This window comes from Microbispora hainanensis (assembly GCF_006874475.1).
GTDB lineage: Bacteria > Actinomycetota > Actinomycetes > Streptosporangiales > Streptosporangiaceae > Microbispora > Microbispora hainanensis.
On record NZ_VIRM01000027.1, the window covers coordinates 41,159 to 59,215 of the forward strand.

The window sequence follows — 18,057 nt, forward strand, 5'->3', positions numbered from 1 at the left end:
CGGCCTACACGCATCGGCGCGGCGGTGCGGTGCTCTCCCGCACGACGAGGGTGGTGGCGAGCTCGACCCGGTGCTGTTCGAGCCGCTCGCCGTCCGAGAGGGCCAGGACCATCCGCGCGGCGGCGGCCCCCATCTGCACGAGCGGCTGCCGTACGGTCGTCATGGGCGGCCCGGCCCACTGGGTGAACGAAAGGTCGTCGAACCCGACCACGCTCAGGTCGTCCGGGATGCGTACCCCGGCCCGCCTGGCGGCCTCGTACATGCCGAGCGCCTGCAGGTCGTTGGAGCAGAAGACGGCGGTCGGGGGATCGGGCAGGCGCAGCAGCTCGGTCCCGTCGCGCAGGCCGCCCTCCACATACAGGGTGCTGTCCCGCACCAGGTCGGGGTCCACGTGCACGCCTGCCCCGTCCATCGCGGCGCGGTAGCCGTCGAGCCGCGCCCGGCAGCACGGCCACTGCGTCGGCCCGCTCAGCATCGCGATGCGGCGGTGGCCGAGGTCGAGCAGGTGGCGGGTCGCGGCCATCCCGCCGGTCCAGTTGGTCGCGCCGACCGACGGGGTCTCGTGCAGCGGCTCGCCGGTCGGGTCGAGCACGACGAGGGGGATCGAGCGGGTGGCGAGCTGCGACTGCTGCTGCACCGTGAGCTCGGAGAAGACCGCCACGACCCCGGTGGGGCGGCGGGCGAGCACCTGCTCGGTCCACGCCCTGCCCGGGGTGAGCCGGCCCTGCATCTCGGTCAGCACCACGGCCAGCTCGTGCTCCCTGGCGACCTGTTCGACGCCCTGGATGATCTCCAGCGCCCACAGGCTCTCCAGGGCGTGGAAGACGAGCTCGATGATCGCCGCGGGCTCGCTGTCACGGCGCCGGTATCCGTGCTCCCGTAAGACCGCCTCCACCCGCTGCCGGGTGGCCAGGGCGACTCCCGCATGCCCGTTGAGCACCCGTGACACGGTCGGCGCGGACACTCCCGCCAGATGGGCGATCTCGGCCACGGTCAGCCTCTGAGGCGGAATCTTTCCGTCGAGGGCCCGTTCGGTCGAGGTCACGGCGACAGTCTATGGGCCTTCGCTCTCCTCGGGCCGGATCAGTCCTGCCGCGAGCAGGAGTTCGTGGGCGAGCCGGGCGGCGTGCTCGGGCCGGGCCTGCACGGGATCCTCCAGCGGCCCGCCCTCCAGGCCGCCCGCGAGCACCCGTACGGCCTCGGCGAGCGTGCTCACCTGCCGTTCCGCCGCGTCGAGCCTGGCTTTGAGCTCGTCGATTTCTCCGGGATGGGACATGCCTCAAGTCTTCCCCGGGTCCTTCGGCCCTACCGCCGGGGGTGGCGGGGGGCCGACGGTGAAAGACGGGGAGCCAGGTGGGAGCCAGGTGGGAAGCCAGGTGGGAAGTCAGGGGGAATGTCGTGTTCGTCGATCGTCGTGACGCCGGACGGCGCCTGGGGGAGCGGTTACGCGAACTTCCCGGGATGGAGGACGCGGTCGTTGTCGGCCTGCCCAGGGGAGGCGTAGTGGTGGCATCCGAGGTCGCCAAGGCCCTCGGCGCCCCTCTGGACGTGATCGTCGTACGCAAGCTGGGCGTGCCCTACCAGCCGGAGCTGGGCTTCGGCGCGATCGGCGAGGGCGGGGTGCGGGTGCTGAACCCCGAGGTCATACGGCTCGCCAACATCACCCCGGAGGAGATGGCCGAGGTGGAGCGGCGCGAGCGGGCCGAGCTGGAGCGGCGTGCCCGCCGCTTCCGGGGCGGCCGCGAGCCGGTGGACCTGGCCGGCCGTACGGTGATCGTGGTGGACGACGGGATCGCGACGGGCGGAACGGCCCGCGCCGCCTGTCAGGTGGCCCGCGCGCAGGGGGCCTCCCGGGTGGTGCTCGCGGTGCCGGTCGGCGCCCCCGAGACGATCGCGAGCCTGCGCAGGGACGCCGACGAGGTCGTCTGCCTGGAGATGCCCGACCACTTGTACGCGATCGGCGCGTGGTACGAGGACTTCACCCAGGCGAGCGACGAGGACGTCGTCGAGTGCCTGCGGCAGGCCGCGGAGGATCAGAGGCGCGACTAGGGGCTCTCCGGCGTCCGCTCCGCGTGGTGCTCGATCCGGGCGTCCGGTCCCGGGTAGAAGCACGGCGTCTCCCGCTCCTCGTCGAGCCATCTCACCAGGTAGGGGGGCGAGCCGTCGGTGTGGTAGAGCGCCACCACGATCCCGATGCGGCCCGCCTTCCCCCGCTGGATGCTCTCGACGATGAGACGGTCGCCGACTGAAGCTTTCATGGTGTGGCTTTCATGGCGCGGCTTTCATGGCGTGGCTTTCATGGCCGGGATCCGACCGGGGTCGCGACCTCGGTCGTGATCGGCGTCCAGCGGTGTGCCAGGCGCCTCGTGAGAGAGGTCATCGTCGTGTACTCCAGGTCCTCCAGCGGCAGCCGGTGCGGCTCGAACGGCCCGTGGCGGCGCAGGTAGTCCATGATCTCGTTCGCCTGCCGCCGGGCAGCGTCGAACGCCGGGTCGTCGAACATGTCACGCGGGCCGATCAGCCTGCCGTCCTTGATCTGGAAGCCGAGCGCGACCACCCGCGGCGGGCCGTCGAACCGCGACGGGTGCGCCTGCCCGGTGGACACCGGCATCAACGGCGCGTGGTGCGAGCCGCGCATGCACCCCGCCACCGAGTAGGCGAAGGCGAACGGCTCCAGTGCCTCGCCCACGGCCGGCAGGCCCGACTGGCAGCGCACGATCATGACGGGATCGTCCTTGCCGACGTACTTGCCGGCGATCAGCGACAGACGCTGGGTGCTGGTCGCCGCCGCGGTCATGCCGAGCGTCTTCGAGCGGACGCTGTGGATCACGTAGCGCGCCGGGGCGCCGATGTACATGAGCATGTCGTAGAGGTCCGCCGGGCAGTCGAAGACGATGCGCCGGTCCTCGCGCAGGTCGTACACCTCGAACGCGAACCCGGCGTGCATCTTCTCGTCGATCACCAGGCCGGGGGTGTTGGACGGGTCGGCGAACATCTTGTACAGCGGCAGGTTCCACGCGCCCGGCTCGGTCTTGTCCGCCAGGAAGCACAGCACCGGCTCCGACGGCCGCTCCTCGAACTCCAGCTCCGCGTAGCCCGGGCCCATCCCGCGCAGGTTGCCGGAGAAGGCGTCCGACAGCAGGTCCTGGCCGGCGCCGTACAGGCCGAGCTCCTTGGCCAGGTGGGTCGTCGCCTGGAAGGTGTCCCAGGCGAAGGAGTGGATCAGCCCCGCCTCCTGGCCGTACGTGTGGGTCAGGATGAGCGAGATGTCGTCGCCGCAGCTTTCCGCGTGGCCGTCGATGAGGAGTCCGGAGGACTTCGCCCGCTCGATCTCCCGCCGTGCTTCGGCCATCAGCCGGGGATGGACGGCGGAATGGCCGACGAATCCCCCTGTGTCGGCCTTGATGATGCTCAGCGTGATCATATGGTTCACCTCCACCTACACGTTTATTCGGACTTAGAGGGATAAATAGGGCATTAGGTCACAAAGCGGGGCTGACTTCCATATGAAGGGGAGACCCGGCATGAAGATCAAAGATGTCATGTCCACGCCGGTGGTCGTCGTCCCGCCGATCACGCCGGTGCGGGACGTTGCGCGGCACATGGACTACTCGGGCGTCGGCTGCGTGGTGGTGTCGGAAGGGCCGGGCATCGCCGGCGTGGTGACCGACCGCGACCTCGCCGTACGCGTGCTCGCCCAGGACAGGGGCGGCGACACGCCGGTGGGCGAGGTGATGTCGGACCAGGTGGTGATGGTGCAGGCGGACGACGAGGTCGAGGTGGCCTTCGACGTGTTCCGCCGCCACTCCTTCCGCCGGCTGCCGGTGGCCGCCGAGGGGAGCGTGGTCGGCATGGTGACGGTCGACGACCTGCTCCTCCAGATGCACCAGCTCGGCGCCGACCTGCTCACGCCGGTGGTCAAGGAGATCAGCGAGCCGCAGCATCAGAGCGACTAGATGTCCGCGCCCCTGCGACGTGCGGCGGAGCGCACGCCGCCCGGCCGCGACCGGCACATCGACCTGCTGCGCGCCGTCGCCATCGCGCTGGTGGTGCTCGGGCACTGGCTGGCCGTGGTGGTGACCTACCGCGACCGCATCGGCGGCGACACCGTCCTCGCGTTCGTCCCCTGGGCCAGGCCGCTCACCTGGCTGTTCCAGGTCATGCCGGTGTTCTTCCTGGTGGGCGGCTTCGCGGGAGCCGCCTCGCTCGATTCATTCCGGAGGCGGGGCGGCGACGCGATCGGCTGGTTCCTGTCCCGCACCGACCGGCTGATCCGCCCGACGACGGCGTTTCTGCTCACGCTGGGCGGTGCGGCCCTGCTCGCGCTCCTCCTGGGCGCCGACCCCGCCACCGTGGGCATGGCGGTCTGGCTCGCCTGCCTGCCGTTGTGGTTCCTCATCGCGTACGTCACGGTCGTCCTGCTCACCCCGGTCCTGCTCGCGCTGCACCGCAGGGCGGGCCTCGCGGTGTCCGCGGTGTTCGCGGTGGCGGTGGCGTTCGGCGACACGGCCCGGCTGCTCGGCGGCCCCGGCGTGTTCGGCGCGGCCAACTATCTGCTGGCCTGGGCGGCGGTCTACCAGCTCGGCATCGCCTGGCGGGAGGGAGCCCTGCCCGCCCGGCCCCGCGTGGCCGTACCCATGATCGTGGGCGGCCTGGCGGCGCTCGTGCTGCTGACCGTCCCGGGGCCGTACGCGGTCAGCATGGTGACCGATCCCGGTGCCCGCCTGCAGAATACCTCGCCGCCGACGCTTGCGCTGCTCGCCCTCGCGGTCGCGCAGACGGGGGTCGCCCTGCTCCTGCACGAGCGCGGCGGGCGCCTGCTGCGCCGTACGCGCCCGTGGGCGGCCGTCGTCGCGGCCAACTCCGCGATCATGACGATCTTCCTCTGGCACATGACCGCGGTCGTGATCGCCGTGCTCGCGCTCTACGTCACCGGTCTGCTGCCGCAGCCGCCTCCCGGATCGGCCGCCTGGCTGGTGCTGCGGGTGCCCTGGCTCGCGTTCCTGACGGCGACCCTCGCGGTGCTCGTCGCCGTGTTCGCCCGATTCGAGAGGCGCGGGGTCGAGAGGCGCGGGGTCGAGAGGCGCGGGGTCGAGAGGCACGCGGTCGAGAAGCGCGGGAGTTCCTCTCCGGCGGCGGGTGCCGGGAGGGCGGGAGCCTCGACGTCGGTCGCAACCCTGGCGGGAGCCGGCCTGGTCGTCGCGGGCCTGCTCGGCGTGGCGCTCACCGGCTCGCAGGGACTGCCCGCGTCGATGCTCCCTGCCCGCTTCGCCGTCTGCTTCGCCGTCTATTTCGCGGGCGCCGCGCTGCTGTGGGCCGCCCGGGCGTCGCATCGGCGCGTCGCGTCATGACAGTGCCGCTGGAGCACTGGAAGGCGATCGCCGGGCGGGTGCGGGAGGAGGCGAAGCGGGAACGGCTGTCCCTGCTGGCCGCCGGCATCGCCTTCTGGGGGACGCTGTCGATCTCCCCGATGCTGCTGGTCCTGGTGTCGGTCTACGGGCTGGTGGCCGACCCCCGCGAGGCGGCCGGGCAGCTGGCGTCGCTGACCCGGCCGCTGCCCGAACCCGTCGCCCACCTGCTGGTCGCGCAGCTCTCCAGCGCGGTGCGCACCGGGGAGCGAGGGCTCACCGCCAATCTCTCGCTGAGCCTCGTCGGCCTGCTGTGGGCCTCGTCGAGGGCCGTCCAGGCGCTCATGCGAGGCCTGAACGCGGTGCTCGGAGGCCGGGAGAGCCACGGCCCCGTCGGCACTCGCCTGCTGGCGCTGCTCTACACGGTCGCGGCGATCGTCGGAGTGTCGGTGCTGCTGGCGCTCGTCGCCGCGTTCCCGGTCGTGCTCGGACACCTCGGTCTCGGCCGGGTGGCCAGGGTCGCCGTCTCGGTGGCGCGCTGGGTGGCGCTCGTCGTGCTCATCGGGGCGGGGCTGGCGCTGCTCTACCGGTACGTCCCCGGCAGCCGCCGGGAGTCGCAGTGGCGGTCGGTCGCCTGGGGCGTGGCGTTCGCCATGCCCGCTCTGGTGGTGGTCTCGGCGGGCCTGTCGATCTTCGTGACCGGCTTCGGGCGCTTCGGCCAGACGTACGGCGTGGTCGCGGCCGTGGCCGTGCTCATGCTCTGGCTGTATCTCTCCACACTGATCGTGCTGCTGGGTGCCGAGGTCAACGGAGCGATCGAGCGCCATCTGCGGGACGTGTCCGGATAAATCCGTGTCAAGTGACCTCCATGGGGCAGCAGGGGAGGCGTGTCCGACAGCGGCCTGTCCCCAGCAAGCGGCATCTCCAGCGTGTTCCCCTCGCTCCCCGGCCAGGGGGAGACGACGCCTGAGACGACGGCCGAGACGACGCCGGAGCCGACCGGCGTGAGCCGGCCTGGCGTCGACGGTGCCGACCGTGCTGACCCTGCCGACGGTGCTGATCGTGCCGACGGTGCTGATCGTGCCGGGGGTGCTGATCGTGCCGGGGGTGCTGATCGTGCCGGGGGTGCTGATCGTGCCGAGCCTGCCGATCGTGCCGGCGGTGCTGATTTTGTCGACCGTGCCGCCGGTGCCGTAGCGTCCGACCGGCCGTTCGGCCTGCCGGGTCGCCCGCTGCGCAGCAACCCGTTCATGTTCGGGCTGACCGGCGCCCTCGGCGTGCTCACCGCATGGCTTCTGGTGCAGGCGATCGCCGGCGCCGGCTCGGCGATCGTGCTGATCGTGGTCTCGCTGTTCCTGGCCATCGGACTCAACCCCGCAGTCGAGGCGCTCCAGCGGCGCAACCTGTCCCGACGCCTCGCGATCACGATCGTCTTCGGGTCGGTCATCGCGTTCTTCGTCGTCTTCGGGCTCGCCGTCGTGCCGCCCCTCACCGAACAGACCACCGGGTTCGCCCGGCAACTGCCCGACTACGTGCAGCAGCTCCAGAACCACCCGCTGATTCGCTCGGTGGACGAGCGCTACCAGATCCTCGACAAGATCCAGCAGTACGTCGCGGGCGGCGGCCTGGCCACTCAGATGTTCGGCGGCCTCCTCGGCGTGGCGAGCGTCGTGATCAGCGCGCTGTTCAGCGCCTTCACCGTGCTCGTGCTCACGCTCTACTTCCTCGGGTCGCTCAACTCCATGAAGGAGACGGCCTACCGGTTCGTGCCCCGCTCACGCCGCACTCGGGTCCGCCTGCTCGGCGACGAGATCATCAACCAGATCGGCGGCTACGTCGCGGGCAACCTGATCATCTCGCTGATCGCCGGCGTGGTGACCTTCCTGTTCCTGGCCATGCTGAACCTGCCGTACGCCCTCGCCCTGGCCATCTTCGTCGCGGTCACCGACCTGATCCCGCTGGTCGGCGCGGTCATCGGCGCGGTCGTGGCCTCGGGGGTCGGCTTCCTCGCCTCGGTGCAGGTCGGCATCGCCTGCGTGGTCTTCTTCGTCGTCTACCAGCAGGTCGAGAACTACTGGATCTCCCCGAAAGTGTTCAAATCGTCCGTCGACGTGCCGCCCGTGGCGACCATCGTCGGAGCCCTGCTCGGCGGGGCGCTCCTCGGCATCGTCGGCGCCCTGCTCGGCATCCCGCTCGCGGCGGCCCTGCTCCTCCTGGCCCGCGAGGTGGTGCTGCCTCGCCAGGACCGGCTATAGCCAATCCGCTGCAGCCGTTTCCCGGCAACGCGTCGCCGTTCACAAGGCTCCGGGCACGCGCGGCTGGCGCTCATCGTGCCGCAGTGGGGCGCTCCGGAGAGTGCCGAGCGCCGCGGTGCGTGCGGGGCGTTCCGGGAAGTGGGGCGCTGCGGTGAGTGTGGGGCGTCGCGGTGAGTGCGGAGCGCTCGGACGAGCAAGCTCAGTGCGACCCCGCCCGATTCCGGCTGCTCACCGCGAGTGAGGTGGGCGCGATGCTGATGCTGCTCCTCCTCCTTCTCCTCGAACTCCGACCGCGTGTCCCTCTCCGTGTCCCCTCCTCGAATCCCGATCACCGTTTCCCTCTCCGTTTCCCCCTCCTTGAGCCCCGATCACCGTCGTACGAGCCGGAGCCGGAGCCGGAGCCGGAGCCGGCGTGGGCCGGAGCCGTAGAGGTCGGTTCCTGGCCGCAGCTCGCGGCTGTGCCAGGGCGGGACACGTGTTGGTTCTCTGCCTCGGCTGATGGTCCGCGGCTGGTGGTCCGTCCTCATCCCGTGCTCTTCCCTCTGCTCTTCCCCGTGCTTCTCCTCCCTGCTCTGCTCCCCGTCCTCATCGCGTCCGGGCTCTCCCATGTCCGCTGTGCCGCAAGCCTGTAACCCCAACTGAACCGCGTCATCCGGTTGCTAAGAGTGATGTGAGCAGGAGATAATTCAAACAGTATTTCGAATCAAGCGAGGAGGGTGTGATGGATCTGTTCGACATCGATCCTGAGCGCCTTCGTCGTTCGAACGATGGCGACGGTGAGTGGTGGGACCGTCTGATCGCCAATTCCCCGCTGTGGTCGTCCGACGGCTCGTCCGCCCGCGAGCCCTTCCCGATCATCGGCCTTGAGTCGCAGCGTGCGAGCCTCGCCGAGGCCGAGGGCGACACCGACACCGACACCGACAGCGACACCGATAGCAGCAGCGGTGGCGCGCCCGGTGCCGGTCAGGGCAAGGGTCGGTCGTCGTGGGTGGTGGTGGGGTCTGTTCGTGAGGTGGCGCAGGAGCTGGCGCTGGCGCCGCTTCCCGACGACGTGGACACCTGCCTTGCCGAGGCGGAGGAGTTGCTGTTCGCCCGTGACCGGATCACCTGCGCCCTGGCCGACCGCGTCGGCCGGGTCCATCGAGCGGGGCAGGCCAAGCAGCATGGGCATGCCTCCACCCGGTCCTGGCTGCGTACCGCCGGGGGGATGACGGTGGGCGGTGCGGGCCGCCTGCTCATGCTGGGCGCGGAGCTGCCGCGGTTGCCGGTGGTGCGGGAGAAGTTCGCCGTGGGTGAGTTGGCGGCGGGGGTGGTGGAGGCCATCTGCGCCGCCGTCGCCGGGCTGTCGGACGAGAACGCCGCACTGGCGGAGCCGATCCTGGTGGAGCTGGCCGGCAAAGCAGGCGCGGCCGAAGTGGCCAAAGCCGGCCGCCATTTGCGGGCGGTGCTCGACCCCGACGGCGAAGAACGCGATGAGCAGGCCGACTACGAGCGGCGCTTCCTACGGGTTCGCCCCGGCAAGGGCGGCGGCGTGGAAGGGGAGTTCTACATTCCCCGTGAACCCGGCGCCCGCCTGATGACCCTGTTGCAGGAGTACGCCAAGAAGAAGGCCGACGGCGATGACCGCACGCTGACGGAGCGCCAGGCCGACGCGCTCATCGCCGCACTCGAGCAGCAGATCGTCACCGAACTCCTCGTCGTGGTCAGCGCCGAATCCCTCCCCACCGACCCCGAAAACACCGACCCCGAAAACACCAACCCCGCCGCCGACAACACCGGCAACCCTGCGCCCGCCGAAGCTGACGACCTCGACACTGCCGAGGCCGAGGCAGATGCCGGTGCGGAGAGCGCCGGCGACACCGGCGCCCCTGTGCCCGCCGAAGCCGACGACACCAGCGGCTACGCCCCCGACGCCACCGGAAGCGCCGACGACCCCAGCAAGGCCGACGACGCCGTCCCCGGCGCGATGAGCGACTCCGGTGCTGAGTGCGCGCCCGACGCCCCGAGCGAGTTCGATACTGCGGAGGCGGAGGCGGAGGCGGAGTCAGGTGCCGGTGCGGGGAGCGATGCCGATGCCGACGGAGCTGCGGACGCCGGTGCCACGAGCGGCGATGGCACCTGCGATATCGCAGAGGCCGATGTCAGTGGCGTGGGCACGGCCGAGGCCGACCTTGCCACCGGCCCTGTCACCGACTCCGCCCCTGCCCCTGGCCCTGCCGATGTCATGGCCGGCCTCCGCGACGAGGAGTCTCGCGGCTGTGGAGTCGGTGAGTGCGGGGCCGGTGAGCGGCGGCCCGGGGAGTGCGTGCCGCGCGACACCGCAAGCACCGCCTCCCCCGAGGGCGACCACGGCGAGGGCGACGAGACCGTGAACACCAGCTCTGCCGAGGGCGACGACACCGCGCCCGTAGAGGGCGATGGCTGCATTCGCGGCGTGGCCCGGTCCGGAGCTACCTACGCCCGTCAGGGCGCGCCAGCATGGCCTGCTGGCGGTGGCGGGCATTCGGACACAGCGTCTTCGGACACAGCGTCTTCGGGCGGGACGGCTTCGGACGCACCGCCATCACAGGCTTCGGGGGCGGCGCGGCCGGATCCTCCTCCCGAGGACCCCTCCGCGCATCACACCCACGCCGGGCCTCGGCCTGCGGGGGACTGCCGGCATGGCCAGGGCACGCCGGGGACGTCGGAGGGGGCGTCATCGGGAGCAGCTCCGGGAGGGGCGCCGGGAGGGGCGGCAGGTACGCTTCCCGGGGCGTTCCTGGGGACGACGCTGGGAGCCTCGTTGGGAATGGTGCCGGGGTTGCTGCTGGCGACCGGGCAGGTGCTGCCCGTCTCCAGCGTGCACCGCCTCGCCCGCACCAGCACGTTGGTGCGGATCGTCATGAACGCCGACGGGCAGGTGCTGGACATGGGCCGCAAGGTCCGCCTGGCCACTCCGGCGCAGCGGCGGGCGGTGTTCGCCCGGTATGCCACCTGCTGGATCGACGGCTGCCCGCTTCCGGCGACGATGTGCCAGATCGACCACGCCGACAACTGGAGCAGCGGCGGCCTCACCGACCTGAAGCTGCTGGGTCCGGCCTGCCAGTTCCACAACCGCGACCGCTACCAGCACCCCGAGCGCTACACCCGCCGCAAAGAAGGCATCGACCGCTGGGCCTTCACCTACCACCGACTGGGGAGAGCCCGGCGACTACGCGAGTGAGGGGAGGAACGGGTCGATCGCCGTGAACGACGGCGGTCGGCTGATGCGGTGATGCGGTGATGCGGTGCGGCGATGCGGCGATGCGGCGATGCGGGTGGTGGGGCGATGCGGTGGTGAGGTAGTGGGGTGGCGCGGTGGCGCGGCCGGTCACGCCGTCTGCTGGCGCCGGAGGTGGGCGCTGTGCTCGGCGAACTTGGGGAGCATGGCCGGTCGCGTGCCGGTGACCTCTGTCGGCGCGGCCCGGCGGACAGCGGTCCTTCATGCAGCGTCACCCGATGACGCAGCGTCACCCGATGACGCAGCGTCACCCCGATGGCGCAGCGTCGCCCTGAGAGCCCAGCGTGCCTCGAGGATGCAGCGCAAAAAAGGCATCAGCAACCGCACAGCACATCGCACCAGCGGGAGAAGAGAGGCGAAGTGTGGGGTATGGGACGGATGCGTCGCTTGTGTACCAATACAAAGGCAGGTGTGGACGGATGGGCGACAAGAGGGCAGGGAGAACCCGCATCGTGGCGGCGTCCGCCCGGCGGATGGCCGTCGCCGCGTTCCTCATCGTGATACCGAGCGTCGTGGCAGCGCATGAGGCGATGGCGGCGCCGGCCGCCGGCCACGCCCCGCACGCGTTCGGCCAGAGTGGCCAGGGGAAGATGAGCGCGACCAAGATGAGTGCGGCCAAGAAGAGCGCGGCCAAGAAGAGCGCGGGCAAGAAGGGTAAGAAGGGCAAGGGCAAGAAGGGCAAGGGTCGCGGTAACGGTGGAGCCCGCCTGGACGCCCGTCTCGCCGGCTTCGAAGCTGGCGCTAACGAAGCTGGCGCTAACGGGGGTGGCGGTCATGGGGGTGGCGGTCGCGGCGGCGGCTTCGGTCACGGCGGAGGTGGCGGGGGCATGCAGCGCACGTCCGGCATGAACACCGCCAACGCCCCGACGATCAGCAGTCCGCCGTATCAGCTCAACACGGGCAAGCGCAACGTGCAGGCTCCCGCGGGCAACAGCGCCGTGGACTTCGCCGGCGTCCAGCAGGTGTCGAGCGTCAGCGTTTTCACCGACTCCCTCAGCGGCAACTGCAGGGGCGGGATGGAGAACTGCTCGATCAACCAGAACCTGCGGGCCGCGGAGGACAGAGGCGGCAGCATCGGCCACTAATCGGCCACTAATCGGCCACTAAGCGGCCACTGACCGGCCACTGAAGCCACTAAACCGGTCACTGACAGGAGACGGGCGCCTTCCGCGCGAAAATGGAAGACGCCCGTCTTTTCAACGATGCCCAGGGATCAGAGTTCGCCGCTCTCGATCGCCTGCTTGAGGGCCTGCTGCAACTGCTGGTGCGAGGCGGTGCCGTTCGCGGCGACGAAGTCGATCAGCGAGGAGTCCGACTCGAAGGTGAGGTTCTCCGTGACGCGGGTCTTCCCGCCGGGCAGCGACTTGAAGTCGATCTTCTGGTGCGTGACCACGTTGGGCTCCGACCAGCTGTCGGTCTCGTAGTAGAACCCGGTCGGGTGGAGCCGCTGCTGCGCGTGGGTCTTGCTGACCACAATCGTGCCCTCGTACGGGATCTCTTCGATCGCGGTGAGGTTGCGGTAGGTCGTGGAGCCCTGCTTGCACTCCTTGTGCGTGATGACCCGCTTCAGGAACGGGTTCTTGCCGATGTGGTTGTTGAAGTTCGAGTACTTGTAGAAGGTCAGCGGCATCGGCGAGTCGATGTCGACCGAGATGCTGTTCGTGACCTGGCTCCGGCCCGAGTCGGGCGCGGGCGGTGTGGTGTCGGTGAAGTGGTAGGTGTCCCAGGCGGTCTGCCACTCGGCGGCGATTTGGGCGTCGCTCTCGGGCGTGTCGGCGTTCGCGGGAGCGGACAGAGCGGTGAGGACGACGGCGGCGGCGAACGTCTGGGCCGCGGCCACTCGGAGGATCTTTCTCACGTGTACCTCGGAAAGAGGAGAAATGGTACGAGTGATCTTCTACCGCAACCGCAACCTGTTACAGAAGAGGCGATGCCGAATCGGCCGCGGCCCGCACGAACTCCCGTACACGCGCGCTCGTGTTGGTCGCCTGCCACACCGGTCCGCGCTCGATCGGCGGCGCGTTCCGGATGGGCACGTACGCGACGTCGGGTCGCGGATAGTACGTGCGGCTGTGCTCGCCCACCGGCAGCACGCCCTTGCCCATCGCGACGAGGGACAGCATCTCCGAGAACGTGCCGCCCGCCGGTCCCTGGGGCACGGGGCGGCCTGACGGGGTGTGGGTGGGCGTGCGGTCGCGCTTGAACTCGGCGGAGGTGACCGAGGGGTACTGCACCACGGGGTGGTCGCCGAGGACCTCCAGGGACACCGATTCCTCGCGGGCCAGCGGATGCCCGGCCGCCACGGCCAGCACGCGGGGCTCCCGCAGCAGGACCGGCCCGCGGGCCATGCCGTCGAAGGGATAGGAGGCGATGAGGACGTCCACCGAGCCGTCGACCAGGCTCGCCCGCGAGTTGGACAGCTGCACCTCCTGGACCTCCACCTCGCAGTCCGGATGGCGCTCGCTGAACAGGGCGACGGCCCGCAGCAGCACCGGCGCCGTCCACTCGCCGAGGAAGGCCACGCGAAGCCGGCCGGTGACCTTGCGGCCCGCCTCGACGGCCCGGCGTACGGCGGCCTGCATCTGGGCGGCCAGGGGCGCCAGGTCGTCGGCGAACCGCCGCCCGATCGGCGTGAGGCGGACGACGCGGCTCGTGCGCTCGAACAGCGGCGCGCCGATGCGCCGCTCCAGCTTCTTGATCACATGGCTGACCCGGCCGGTCGTGACCCCCAGGCGCTCGGCCGTACGGCCGAAGTGCAGTTCCTCGGCCAGCGTCAGGAAGGTCTCGATCTCGTGCCGTTCGAGCATGTGGGGTCCGATCGTTGAAGATGAGTCAACGATCGTAGCGTGATCAGGGCTTGGTGCCGGCCGCCGCGACGAGCATCGTTGGATCCATGAGCACAACGAACATGCGGGTCAAGGGTTTCGATCATCTGGTGCTGACCGTGGCGGACGTCGAGCGGTCGCTGACGTTCTACTGCGACGTCCTCGGCCTGGAACCGGTGCGGGTCGACGAGTGGCGGGCCGGGAAGGTGCCGTTCCCCTCTGTGCGGGTGTCGCCGGACACCATCATCGACCTGCTGCGCGGCGAGCGGGGTGAGCCGAACGTCGACCACTTCTGCCTGGTCGTCGAGCCGCTGGACTGGCAGGAGGTCATCGACTCCGGCGTCTTCACCGTCATCGACGGACCCGGCCCCCGGTTCGGTGCCCGCGGCGTCGCCACCTCGGTGTACGTGAAGGATCCCGACGGCAATGTCATCGAACTGCGCTGGTATCCCCAGGACAGGGAGCAGGACAGGGAGCAGGACGGGGAGCAGGACAAGGAGCAGGACAAGGAGCAGGACAAGGAGGAATGAGAGTTCGGTCGCAACGGTGCGGCGCCGGGGCCCCGGCCGTCCGAACGCGGTAGATCCGGGTGAGGACGGCCGGAAGAAGGGCGGGCACCGATGGCGGGGGCGGACAACACGGCGGACAACAGGGCGGACAACAGGGCGGACAACAGGGCGGACAACAGGGCGGACAACAGGGCGAACAGCGGGACGGACAAGCGCGCCGACCTGGTGCTGGAGGGCGGTGGCGTCAAGGGCGTGGGCCTGGTCGGCGCGCTGCACGAGCTGCACGCCGCCGGCTACCGGTTCGGACGGGCCGCGGGCACCCGCGTCGTCGGCACCTCCGCGGGAGCGGTGGTGGGTGCGCTGGCCGCGGCCGGGATGCGGCCGGAGCGCATGCGCGAGCTCCTGTTCGGCGTCGACTATCGCAGGTTCAGGGACGCGTCCGCCGTGGAACGCGTCCCGCTGGTCGGCAGAGGGTTCTCGCTGCTGTCCCTGCTGTTCGAACGGGGTGTGTTCGAGGGCGACTACCTGCGGGAGTGGCTGGGCAACGAGCTGGCCGGCCTGGGCGTCGAGACGTTCGACGACCTGGCGCTCGACGACCCGGCGCCCTGGATGGGCGAAGACCAGCGCTACAGCCTGGTGGTGACGGCCACGGACGTCACCCTGGGCCGGCTGGTGCGCCTGCCGTGGGACTACCGGAGCGTCTACGGCGTGGCGGAGCCGGGCAGGCAGCGGGTGGCCGACGCGGTCCGCGCCTCGATGTCGATCCCCTTCTTCTTCGAGCCCGTCACGATCACCAATCCCGGCACGGGGCTGGTCTCGACCCTGGTGGACGGCGGGGTGCTGTCCAACTTTCCCATCGACACGCTCGACCGGACCGACGGGGAGCAGCCGCGCTGGCCGACGTTCGGGGTCAAACTGCTCCCCGCGTTCCGGGAGGACACGCTCAGGCTGCCGCTCGCCGGGGCTCCCCACCTGCCCGCGCTGCGGCTGCTGGCGTCGCTGGTCGGGACCGCGATCGTCGGCCACGACCAGACCTATCTGGACCAGCCCTGGGTCAGGGCCCGCACCATCCAGGTCGACACCGAACGCGTGGGGGTGGTCGACTTCGACCTCGACGAACGGCAGAAGCTCCACCTCTACCTCAACGGCCGGACGGCCGGGGCGGCCTTCCTGTCCACCTGGAACTGGGACGACTACCGCGCCCGCTTCCGTCCCCCGGCGAGAACCGGTGGGCGGAAAACCAGTGGGCGGAAAACCGGTGGCAGGGCCGAGACGGCCGGGAGTCTACTTGGCCCATGATCGTTATCTCGGCCGCCTCCGGCGCGCTCGGCCGTCTTGTCATCGAGTCCCTACGCACCCGTACGGAGGTGGTGGCCGCGGTGCGCGACCCCGGGCGCGCACCCGAGGGCGTGCCGGCACGCCGTGGTGACTACGACGACCCGGCGAGCCTGCGCGAGGCGTTCGACGGGGCCGCCCGTCTCCTCCTGATCTCCTCTCCCGAACTCGACACTCCCCGCAGGATCCGGCAGCACCTGAACGCGGTGACCGCAGCCAAGGAGGCCGGCGTCGGCGCGGTCGTCTTCACCAGCTTCCTGGGAGCCGGTGCCGGCGCGACCGGCATGACGGAGGCCTATCACGCCACCGAGCAGGCCCTGATCGGCAGCGGCCTGCCGTACACGTTCCTGCGCCACCCCTTCTACAGCGACGCGTTCGTCCCGCGGGTGGTCGACGGCGAGATCACCGGCAGCGCGGGCGGCCGCGGGCTGAACACGGCGTTCCGGTCGGATCTCGCCGAGGCGGCGGCCAACGTGCTGACCGGTGAGGGGCATCTGGGCCGGGCGTACGACTTCACGGGGCCGCTGTGGAGCCACCCCGAGGTGGCCGAGGAGCTCGGCGTGCCCTACCGCGAGGTGCCCGACGCCGGACCGGGCCCGATGAGCTGGATCAACGCGCAGATACGCGCGGGGCTGCTGGAGCAGCAGACCGACGATCTCGAACGGGTGCTCGGCCGGCCCCCCGTCACCGTCGCCTCCCATATCCGAAGCATTGCGTTGTCTTGACAATTTTATTTTTCGGTGCGACCGTGGGAACCACGACGGAGCCGACAACGGCGCCGGCAGGCAAACGGCAGACACGCGGAAGACACGCGGAAGACACGCGGAAGACACAGAGGAGCAGCGCCATGCGCATCGTGGTCATCGAGTTCATGAGCCTGGACGGCGTCGTACAGGCGCCGGGCGGTCCCGAGGAGGACACCGACGGCGGCTTCGCGCACGGCGGCTGGACACACCCGTTCTTCGACCCGGAGACCGTCGGCGGCGCCTTCGACGCCACGGTGAGCAAGGCGGAGGGGCTGCTCTACGGCCGTCGGACCTGGCAGAACATGGCCGCCGCCTGGCCCGGGCGGGCCGGTGACCCGTTCGCCGACAAGATGAACGCAATGCCGAAATACGTGGTGTCCGACACCCTGGGCGACGACGAGATGACCTGGAACACCACGCGAATCCCCGGCGACACCGCCGTCGCCCGCATCCGCGAACTGCGGGACACGGGCGACGGTGACCTGGTCGTCATGGGGAGCCCGAGCCTCGTGCGCACCCTCCTGCACGAGGACCTGGTCGACGAGCTCCGGCTGATCGTCTCGCCGGTGCTCCTCGGCGGCGGAAAGACGATCTTCCCGAACGGCGGCCTGCGGCGCAGGTTCGAACTCGTCTCCGCGGCCACCGGCGGCACCGGCGTGCAGGTGTGCACCTACCGCCGGGCCGTCGAGTGAATGCCGGAATCCTTCAGGGCTTCGGCGGGGCGGTGCTCTCCCGTACGACGAGGGTCGTGGCGAACTCCTTGCGGTGATGGGGGAGGGGTTCGCCCCGGGCGAGCGTCACCAGCATGGTGGCCGCCGCCCCGGCCATCTCGGCCAGCGGCTGGTGGATCGTGGTCAGCGGCGGGATGGCCCATCGCATGGGAGGCATGTCGTCGAAGCCGACGACGCTGAGGTCATCGGGGATGCGCAGCCCCAGTCGGTTGGCCGCGTGGTAGACCCCGATGGCCTGGCCGTCGTTGGAGGCGAAGACGGCCGTGGGCGGGTTGGGCAGGCGCAGCAGCCGGTGGGTGTGCGTCAGGCCGTCCTCGATCTGGTAGTCGCCCTGGCAGATCAGGTCCGGGTCGACGGGCACCCCGGCCGTGTCGAGCGCGGCGCGGTAGCCGTCGAGACGGGCCCGGCTCGACAGCGCGTGCGGCGGTCCGGTGATGATGGCGATCCGCCGGTGGCCCAGTTCCAGCAGGTGGCGGGTGGCGGTGAGCCCGCCGTTCCAGTTGCCCGCGCCCACCGAGGGGACGCGGTGTCCCGGGTCCCCGGTCGGGTCGAGGAGGACGAGAGGGATCTTGTGCGTGGCCAGCCGCTCACGCTGGAGGTCGGTCAGGCTGGAGAAGACCGCGATGACGCCGGCGGGGCGGCGGCCGAGCACGTCCTCAAGCCAGTCGGCGCCGGGGACGTGGTTGCCCTGCAGCTCGGAGATCGCCACGGCCATGTGGTGCTCGCGCGCGACCTGCCCCACCCCTCGGGCGATCTCCGTCGGGTAGTCGCCCGCCAGCTCGTGGAAGACCAGCTCCAGCACGGCGGCAGGGCTGGAGCGCCGCCGCTGCCTGCGGAAGCCGTGCTCACGGATGAGGCCCTCGATGAGGGCGCGGGTCTCCGGCGCCACCGCGGATCGGCCGTTCACCACCTTGGAGACCGTCGCCTTCGACACTCCGGCGAGTTCGGCAAGCTGCGCGAGGGTCAGCGGCTCTGGGACGGATGCGGACGGCTCGTCGACAACGGTCACGAACCGCAGTCTAACGTCGCTGTGGGGGCGAAACCCTGAA

General features: G+C 70.6%; 19 protein-coding genes. 12 read left to right on the plus strand and 7 right to left on the minus strand.

Annotated elements, in window-relative coordinates; translation table 11 throughout:
• Positions 1-4 precede the first annotated feature (4 nt).
• Positions 5-1,045, minus strand: a complete 1,041-nt coding sequence (locus FLX08_RS21795) for a LacI family DNA-binding transcriptional regulator (protein WP_142620738.1) — start codon at positions 1,043-1,045, stop codon at positions 5-7.
• Between the two features lie 9 nt (positions 1,046-1,054).
• Positions 1,055-1,276, minus strand: a complete 222-nt coding sequence (locus FLX08_RS21800; RefSeq protein WP_142620740.1) for a hypothetical protein — start codon at positions 1,274-1,276, stop codon at positions 1,055-1,057.
• Positions 1,277-1,398: 122 nt separating this feature from the next.
• Here FLX08_RS21800 and FLX08_RS21805 point away from each other — a divergent pair, with 122 nt between their 5' ends.
• A complete protein-coding gene (locus FLX08_RS21805; protein ID WP_142620742.1) occupies positions 1,399-2,049 on the plus strand; it encodes a phosphoribosyltransferase in 651 nt (216 codons plus the stop codon).
• Here FLX08_RS21805 and FLX08_RS21810 read toward each other — a convergent pair.
• Positions 2,046-2,258, minus strand: a complete 213-nt coding sequence (locus tag FLX08_RS21810) for a DUF1918 domain-containing protein (RefSeq protein ID WP_142620744.1) — start codon at positions 2,256-2,258, stop codon at positions 2,046-2,048. The two genes, FLX08_RS21805 and FLX08_RS21810, sit on opposite strands and share 4 nt — an antisense overlap.
• A gap of 38 nt (positions 2,259-2,296) precedes the next feature.
• Positions 2,297-3,424: a fructose-1,6-bisphosphate aldolase/phosphatase gene (gene fbp, locus FLX08_RS21815; protein ID WP_142620746.1), complete on the minus strand. Its 1,128-nt coding sequence runs from the start codon at positions 3,422-3,424 to the stop codon at positions 2,297-2,299.
• A gap of 100 nt (positions 3,425-3,524) precedes the next feature.
• Between fbp and FLX08_RS21820 the strand changes: the two genes are divergently transcribed.
• The 7 genes from FLX08_RS21820 to FLX08_RS21845 all read left to right on the plus strand — a co-directional run bounded on the left by FLX08_RS21820 (position 3,525) and on the right by FLX08_RS21845 (position 11,947).
• On the plus strand, positions 3,525-3,956 hold the full coding sequence (locus FLX08_RS21820) for a CBS domain-containing protein (RefSeq protein ID WP_142620747.1): 432 nt from the start codon (positions 3,525-3,527) through the stop codon (positions 3,954-3,956).
• On the plus strand, positions 3,957-5,351 hold the full coding sequence (locus tag FLX08_RS21825) for an acyltransferase family protein (protein ID WP_142620749.1): 1,395 nt from the start codon (positions 3,957-3,959) through the stop codon (positions 5,349-5,351).
• Entirely contained in the window at positions 5,348-6,196 is an 849-nt protein-coding gene (locus tag FLX08_RS21830) for a YihY/virulence factor BrkB family protein (protein WP_142620751.1), read from the plus strand. Before FLX08_RS21825 ends, FLX08_RS21830 begins: the two co-directional genes overlap by 4 nt.
• A gap of 187 nt (positions 6,197-6,383) precedes the next feature.
• Positions 6,384-6,545, plus strand: a complete 162-nt coding sequence (locus tag FLX08_RS40750; RefSeq protein ID WP_167530516.1) for a hypothetical protein — start codon at positions 6,384-6,386, stop codon at positions 6,543-6,545.
• Between the two features lie 53 nt (positions 6,546-6,598).
• Positions 6,599-7,603, plus strand: coding sequence for an AI-2E family transporter (locus tag FLX08_RS21835; RefSeq protein ID WP_142620753.1), 1,005 nt, complete (start codon positions 6,599-6,601; stop codon positions 7,601-7,603).
• A 721-nt stretch (positions 7,604-8,324) separates the two neighbouring features.
• Positions 8,325-10,805: a DUF222 domain-containing protein gene (locus tag FLX08_RS21840; RefSeq protein ID WP_142620755.1), complete on the plus strand. Its 2,481-nt coding sequence runs from the start codon at positions 8,325-8,327 to the stop codon at positions 10,803-10,805.
• A 509-nt stretch (positions 10,806-11,314) separates the two neighbouring features.
• Complete coding sequence (locus tag FLX08_RS21845; protein WP_142620757.1) at positions 11,315-11,947, plus strand: hypothetical protein; 633 nt, start codon at positions 11,315-11,317, stop codon at positions 11,945-11,947.
• A gap of 128 nt (positions 11,948-12,075) precedes the next feature.
• Here the strand turns inward: FLX08_RS21845 and FLX08_RS21850 are convergent, their stop codons facing one another.
• Together FLX08_RS21850 and FLX08_RS21855 are read right to left on the minus strand one after the other, a co-directional pair.
• Complete coding sequence (locus FLX08_RS21850) at positions 12,076-12,720, minus strand: hypothetical protein (protein WP_244312802.1); 645 nt, start codon at positions 12,718-12,720, stop codon at positions 12,076-12,078.
• A gap of 58 nt (positions 12,721-12,778) precedes the next feature.
• Entirely contained in the window at positions 12,779-13,669 is an 891-nt protein-coding gene (locus tag FLX08_RS21855) for a LysR family transcriptional regulator (RefSeq protein ID WP_142620759.1), read from the minus strand.
• 86 nt (positions 13,670-13,755) lie between these two features.
• On the opposite strand from FLX08_RS21855, the gene FLX08_RS21860 reads away from it, so the two are divergent.
• The 4 genes from FLX08_RS21860 to FLX08_RS21875 all read left to right on the plus strand — a co-directional run bounded on the left by FLX08_RS21860 (position 13,756) and on the right by FLX08_RS21875 (position 16,969).
• A complete protein-coding gene (locus FLX08_RS21860; protein ID WP_244312803.1) occupies positions 13,756-14,217 on the plus strand; it encodes a VOC family protein in 462 nt (153 codons plus the stop codon).
• Positions 14,218-14,307: 90 nt separating this feature from the next.
• Positions 14,308-15,495 (plus strand): patatin-like phospholipase family protein, encoded by a 1,188-nt coding sequence (locus FLX08_RS21865; protein ID WP_142620761.1) that lies wholly within the window; start codon positions 14,308-14,310, stop codon positions 15,493-15,495.
• Positions 15,492-16,256: an NAD(P)H-binding protein gene (locus FLX08_RS21870; protein ID WP_208761576.1), complete on the plus strand. Its 765-nt coding sequence runs from the start codon at positions 15,492-15,494 to the stop codon at positions 16,254-16,256. Before FLX08_RS21865 ends, FLX08_RS21870 begins: the two co-directional genes overlap by 4 nt.
• 122 nt (positions 16,257-16,378) lie before the next feature.
• Positions 16,379-16,969, plus strand: coding sequence for a dihydrofolate reductase family protein (locus FLX08_RS21875; RefSeq protein WP_142620763.1), 591 nt, complete (start codon positions 16,379-16,381; stop codon positions 16,967-16,969).
• Positions 16,970-16,982: 13 nt separating this feature from the next.
• Here the strand turns inward: FLX08_RS21875 and FLX08_RS21880 are convergent, their stop codons facing one another.
• Positions 16,983-18,017, minus strand: a complete 1,035-nt coding sequence (locus tag FLX08_RS21880) for a LacI family DNA-binding transcriptional regulator (protein ID WP_244312804.1) — start codon at positions 18,015-18,017, stop codon at positions 16,983-16,985.
• Positions 18,018-18,057: the final 40 nt, after the last annotated feature.

Bases quoted from the DNA above. Each gene is read 5' to 3' on its own strand.
- FLX08_RS21875 (WP_142620763.1), top strand. From the start codon at position 16,379: ATGCGCATCGTGGTCATCGAGTTCATGAGCCTGGACGGCGTCGTACAG.
- FLX08_RS21855 (WP_142620759.1), bottom strand. From the start codon at position 13,669: ATGCTCGAACGGCACGAGATCGAGACCTTCCTGACGCTGGCCGAGGAA.
- FLX08_RS21835 (WP_142620753.1), top strand. From the start codon at position 6,599: ATGTTCGGGCTGACCGGCGCCCTCGGCGTGCTCACCGCATGGCTTCTG.
- FLX08_RS21840 (WP_142620755.1), top strand. From the start codon at position 8,325: ATGGATCTGTTCGACATCGATCCTGAGCGCCTTCGTCGTTCGAACGAT.
- FLX08_RS21820 (WP_142620747.1), top strand. From the start codon at position 3,525: ATGAAGATCAAAGATGTCATGTCCACGCCGGTGGTCGTCGTCCCGCCG.
- FLX08_RS21870 (WP_208761576.1), top strand. From the start codon at position 15,492: ATGATCGTTATCTCGGCCGCCTCCGGCGCGCTCGGCCGTCTTGTCATC.
- fbp (WP_142620746.1), bottom strand. From the start codon at position 3,424: ATGATCACGCTGAGCATCATCAAGGCCGACACAGGGGGATTCGTCGGC.
- FLX08_RS21800 (WP_142620740.1), bottom strand. From the start codon at position 1,276: ATGTCCCATCCCGGAGAAATCGACGAGCTCAAAGCCAGGCTCGACGCG.
- FLX08_RS21825 (WP_142620749.1), top strand. From the start codon at position 3,957: ATGTCCGCGCCCCTGCGACGTGCGGCGGAGCGCACGCCGCCCGGCCGC.
- FLX08_RS21860 (WP_244312803.1), top strand. From the start codon at position 13,756: ATGAGCACAACGAACATGCGGGTCAAGGGTTTCGATCATCTGGTGCTG.
- FLX08_RS21865 (WP_142620761.1), top strand. From the start codon at position 14,308: ATGGCGGGGGCGGACAACACGGCGGACAACAGGGCGGACAACAGGGCG.
- FLX08_RS21810 (WP_142620744.1), bottom strand. From the start codon at position 2,258: ATGAAAGCTTCAGTCGGCGACCGTCTCATCGTCGAGAGCATCCAGCGG.
- FLX08_RS21830 (WP_142620751.1), top strand. From the start codon at position 5,348: ATGACAGTGCCGCTGGAGCACTGGAAGGCGATCGCCGGGCGGGTGCGG.